The sequence below is a fragment of the Candidatus Similichlamydia epinepheli genome, from assembly GCF_003056015.1.
Map to the genome: position 1 here is coordinate 1 of NZ_PPEU01000061.1, position 4525 is coordinate 4525.

Here is a 4525-nt window from a genome sequence, read left to right on the forward strand (position 1 = left end):
TTACAAATTCATGTCGATCATCCCAAATGGCCTAATCGGCCTTTTACTGAAACAAACAGATCTCTTTCTTCTGCTCCTTGTGACAACGCTTTAGTTTTTCGAGCTCAATTTTCAGAAAAAGAAATAATATTTTTAATGGAAATCTTTTTCGAAGAAGAGAACCTAAAAGTCCAATCTTCACGTACAATCTTTCTTCCGATTTATCTCATTCTCTTTGAACAAAAAGGAAAAAGACAAACTATCTATATCAACGGACTAGCCGACTCTGTTTATCATTTAAAATGAAACAAATAAGACTCTAGGGATTCTCTTATATTTTGGACTCCCTCACCTGTCATTCCTGACACTGGAAAAATCGCAGAAAAATTATATTTTTGATTAAAAAAAGAGACAATCTCACAAATACGAGACGATTCAAAACTGTCTGCTTTAGAAAGAAGCAAAAAATATTCTTTCCCAAGAAGAGATGAGTCATAAACATGTAACTGATCAAAAAGAAGACCGACATCTCTTTCCATATCTAAATGATCTTCACGCAACTCGACAACAAATACAAGAATTCTTACGCGACTGATGTGACGCAAAAAGCGATGTCCGAGACCTCTACCAGAATGAGCTCCCTCAATAAGTCCTGGTATATCAGCCAAAGTCCAAGGCCCAAAATGAGTTGAAAGAACACCAAGATTAGGAACAAGAGTCGTAAAGGGATACGATCCAATTCGCACTGGAATGCCAGTTAAGGAAGAGAAAAGAGTAGACTTTCCTGCATTAGGCAGTCCTATCAAACCAACGTCAGCAAGAGAACGAACCTCTAAACTAACAGTTCTAATCTCACCAGGAAGACCTTCTGTTTTCGACCAAGGAGATTGGTTAGTAGAAGAACGAAAAACTAAATTACCTTTTCCTCCACGTCCACCTTTACAGACGACTACACGATCAGAAGCTGAGACATCAGCAAGAAGCTCTCCATTATCAAAATCAAAAACAACAGTGCCTTCCGGAAGATCAATAACTAAATCCCTTCCATTTGCACCCCTGCATCCGTTCGATCCGCCCCTTTTTCCATCTTCAGCTTTAAAAACAGGTTTCTCTAGCAAAGAATGCAATGAATGAATGTGAGGTGAAGATCGTACAATAATCGATCCTCCAGATCCTCCATTTCCTCCTCCCGGCCCTCCTTTTGGAATGCGCTTTGCACGAATCCAAGAGACTGCACCATCACCACCACGACCAGACGCCAACTGAACACTTGCTATTTCATCAACAAAGAGAGACATTCAACAACAATTTACACAGCAGAATCTAAAGAATTAACCTCAAGAACCACCTTCTTGCGACGAAAAAAACGAACACGACCAGAAATCATCGCAAAAAGAGTGTCGTCCGAACCCCTACCTACATTTTTTCCAGGGTGCCATTTCGTGCCACGCTGACGAACAAGTATGCTACCAGCAGAAACAAACTGTCCGTCTCCAACTTTTACGCCTAAATATTTTGGAAGAGAGTCCCTTCCATTCCTAGTAGAACCTTGCCCTTTTTTGTGAGCCACCTCAACTCACCCCCTTCACAATCTCAATAACTTCAATTCGAGAATATTTCTGGCGATGACCTAAACGCCTACGATATCTTTTTCTTCTCTTGTATCGAAAAAAGATAAGTTTCTCACCGGAAACATCCCCGACGATTCTAACAACTATTTTAGCACCTGGAATAATCGGAGAACCAACCAAAAGCTCCCCATCTTTTTCACGAATTGCCAAAACATCACACAGCTCCACAGTCCCACCAGACTCAGCTGGAAGCAGTTCCAAATCAACAAATTTGCCAACTTCAAACTTGTACTGCTTGCCACCTGCGCGTGCAACAGCATACATTAAATCCATTCGACACGCTCCCAGGCTAATGAAAAAGCAATGCTAAATCAACAAAGACGAAATTAATTACAAAACGAGTCACTGATTTTAAACTCGATCAATAGAGATTGTCAAACTCTAACCATTACAAGAAAGGCAATTCGTCGACAGAGAACAACTACAACAAATGCATTTTAAGAACTTAGCCAGGACCGGAATCGAACCGGTGACACAAGGATTTTCAGTCCTTTGCTCTACCGACTGAGCTACCTGGCCAAATGCCGGAGGATAATCGTACGTAGCCTTTCTCTGCAATGTAGTCTATCACTTTTCAAGTGCTTCCCGATAAGTATGTTACCAGCAATGAATTGAAAATATTCTGTAAAATAGTTAACCTTTCGGGGGTCTTTTCACTTTCGGGAGCGTTCTGAATGCCGACAAAAAACCAACTTCTTAGAAAAGGGCGACAATCTAAAGTAAGAGGATCGAAGGCTCCTGCTTTACAGTCGTGTCCTCAAAAACGTGGGGTTTGTCTTCAGGTAAAAACAAAAACTCCAAAAAAGCCTAATTCTGCATTAAGAAAGGTTGCTTGGGTGCGGTTATCAAATGGGCAAGAAGTGATCGCTTACATTGGTGGAGAAGGCCATAACTTACAAGAACACAGCATGGTTCTCATACGAGGTGGTAGAACGAAGGACCTTCCAGGTGTGCGTTATCACATTGTAAGAGGTGTGATGGATTGTGCTGGTGTAAAAGGAAGAATGAAAAGTAGATCAAAGTACGGTACAAAGAGGCCTGTTGCTAAAACATCTTCCAAATAGTGTAACTGGAAGATGTTCGTAGTTTTTTCGCCTTTCCCCCCGAATTAGTTTCGGAACTACCCCCCAAAATTAAATTATGGATTTTAAGAGGCTTATTTATGTCTCGTCGGCATCGCGCAGAAAAAAGAGTAATTGATCCTGATCCTGAATTCTCCAGTCATCTTTTGGCGAAGTTCATAAATCGGGTTATGATGAAAGGTAAAAAATCCCTTGCGCAGAGGATTGTTTACCGAGCTCTATCCACATTTGCGCATAAAGTAAACGCAGAAGATCCTGTAAAGGCATTCGAACAAGCTGTTGAAAATGTAAAGCCTCTAGTTTCCGTTAAATCGAGAAGAGTCGGGGGGGCAACATACCAAGTTCCAGTCGAGCTGCCAGCAGACAAGAGAATTTCTATGGCCTTCAAATGGATCATTCAATTTGCACGTTCGAGGCCTGGGAGAAGTATGGAAAATGCTCTCGCACTTGAGCTTTTGGATGCCTACAATGGACAAGGCACTAGTGTAAAAAGGCGTGATGAAACACACCGAGCTGCTGAGGCGAATAAAGCATTCGCTCACTACAAATGGTAGTTTAGTTAAGAGGGTAACATCAAATGTCATCGAGTTCACAGGATTCCCAACTAGCCTTGCTTCGAAATATTGGAATCATGGCGCACATTGACGCAGGAAAGACAACTCTTACAGAGAGGATCCTTTTCTATTCTGGATCCGTGCACGCGATGGGTGAAGTCCATAAAGGATCCGCTACAATGGACTGGATGGAGCAAGAACGTGAAAGAGGTATCACCATCACTTCTGCTTCCACGAGGGTTTTTTGGGGTAATTCTGTCATAAACATCATCGATACTCCTGGACACGTCGATTTTACAATGGAAGTTGAGCGAGCGCTTCGAGTTCTTGATGGCGCTTGTGCTGTCGTATGTGCAGTAGCAGGTGTACAGCCTCAAACTGAAACAGTTTGGCGTCAAGCGGACAAGTACGGCGTTCCTAGACTAGCATTTATAAATAAAATGGACCGAATGGGCGCTGATTTTTTTGGTGCTGTGCGCTCAATTAAGGATAAGTTAGGAGCATCTCCCGTACCAGTACACGTTCCGATAGGAGCTGAAAGTGACTTTAGCGGAATTGTTGACTTAATCGAATGGAAAGCAGTTTTTTTTGAGGATGATTTAGGGAAGAAATTTTCCATCGGAGATGTTCCTGATCATATGATAGAAGAGTGTCGCAATCACCGCATGAACATGTTGGAAGAGATTGCTAGTTGTTCTGGTGATGACACATTTCTCGACGACCTTTTATCTAATCCAGATGCTCTTACAGTTGATCGAATTCAAAATCAAATTCGGAGCGGTGTTATTGAAGGAGAAATTATACCCGTTCTTTGTGGAAGTGCTTTCAAAAACAAAGGTGTTCAGCAGTTATTGGATTGTATAGTTCGATGGCTTCCTTCCCCGCTTGATCGTAAAGAAGTGAGAGGGTTTGATCCACGCGAAGAAGAGGAGAAAAGCCTTACTCCTGACCCAAATGGGCCATTTGTTGCATTGGCGTTTAAGATTATGAGTGACCCACATGTTGGGCGTCTTACGTATGTTCGAGTTTACAGTGGAACACTTGAAAAAGGGACTGCGATATTTAACGCATCAAAGGGAAAGAAGGAGAGGATTTCTCGTATCCTGCAAATGAATGCCAACGATCGAACTGATCTTGACAGAACGACTGTTGGTGAAATTCCAGCTTTCGTCGGTCTTAAGTTTACAACTACTGGTGACACTCTTTGCCAAGAAGGGGCACAACTTCTACTGGAAAAAATGGAATTCCCAGAGCCTGTTATTTCGATGGCTATTGAACC

The 4525-nt window shown here is 42.0% G+C and carries 7 protein-coding genes and 1 tRNA gene; 4 read left to right on the forward strand and 4 right to left on the reverse strand.

The genetic code is table 11. The annotated features are described in order from the left end of the window. Positions 1-285, forward strand: a 285-nt coding sequence (locus GCCT14_RS03655) for a hypothetical protein (RefSeq protein WP_157952578.1), incomplete at its 5' end; no start/stop codon positions are given. Here GCCT14_RS03655 and cgtA read toward each other — a convergent pair. From cgtA to GCCT14_RS03675, 4 genes are all read right to left on the reverse strand, one after another. After that, a complete protein-coding gene (gene cgtA / locus GCCT14_RS03660) occupies positions 273-1277 on the reverse strand; it encodes an Obg family GTPase CgtA (protein WP_108624287.1) in 1005 nt (334 codons plus the stop codon). The two genes, GCCT14_RS03655 and cgtA, sit on opposite strands and share 13 nt — an antisense overlap. Positions 1278-1288: 11 nt before the next feature. Then, complete coding sequence (rpmA, locus tag GCCT14_RS03665; RefSeq protein ID WP_108624288.1) at positions 1289-1549, reverse strand: 50S ribosomal protein L27; 261 nt, start codon at positions 1547-1549, stop codon at positions 1289-1291. Between the two features lies 1 nt (position 1550). Continuing rightward, positions 1551-1883, reverse strand: a complete 333-nt coding sequence (gene rplU / locus GCCT14_RS03670; RefSeq protein ID WP_108624289.1) for a 50S ribosomal protein L21 — start codon at positions 1881-1883, stop codon at positions 1551-1553. Positions 1884-2056: 173 nt separating this feature from the next. Next, positions 2057-2129 (reverse strand) — tRNA-Phe (locus GCCT14_RS03675). 155 nt (positions 2130-2284) lie between these two features. Here GCCT14_RS03675 and rpsL point away from each other — a divergent pair. The 3 genes from rpsL to GCCT14_RS03690 form a co-directional block, all read left to right on the forward strand. Further along, entirely contained in the window at positions 2285-2674 is a 390-nt protein-coding gene (gene rpsL, locus GCCT14_RS03680) for a 30S ribosomal protein S12 (RefSeq protein ID WP_108624290.1), read from the forward strand. 98 nt (positions 2675-2772) lie between these two features. Next, positions 2773-3246 carry a 30S ribosomal protein S7 gene (rpsG, locus tag GCCT14_RS03685; RefSeq protein WP_108624291.1) on the forward strand — a complete coding sequence of 158 codons (474 nt, stop codon included), beginning with the start codon at positions 2773-2775 and terminating at the stop codon, positions 3244-3246. Positions 3247-3269: 23 nt separating this feature from the next. Beyond that, a partial coding sequence (locus tag GCCT14_RS03690; RefSeq protein ID WP_157952579.1) for an elongation factor G occupies positions 3270-4525 on the forward strand: 1256 nt, incomplete at its 3' end.

Bases quoted from the DNA above. Each gene is read 5' to 3' on its own strand.
- rpsG (WP_108624291.1), top strand. From the start codon at position 2,773: ATGTCTCGTCGGCATCGCGCAGAAAAAAGAGTAATTGATCCTGATCCT.
- cgtA (WP_108624287.1), bottom strand. From the start codon at position 1,277: ATGTCTCTCTTTGTTGATGAAATAGCAAGTGTTCAGTTGGCGTCTGGT.
- rplU (WP_108624289.1), bottom strand. From the start codon at position 1,883: ATGGATTTAATGTATGCTGTTGCACGCGCAGGTGGCAAGCAGTACAAG.
- rpsL (WP_108624290.1), top strand. From the start codon at position 2,285: ATGCCGACAAAAAACCAACTTCTTAGAAAAGGGCGACAATCTAAAGTA.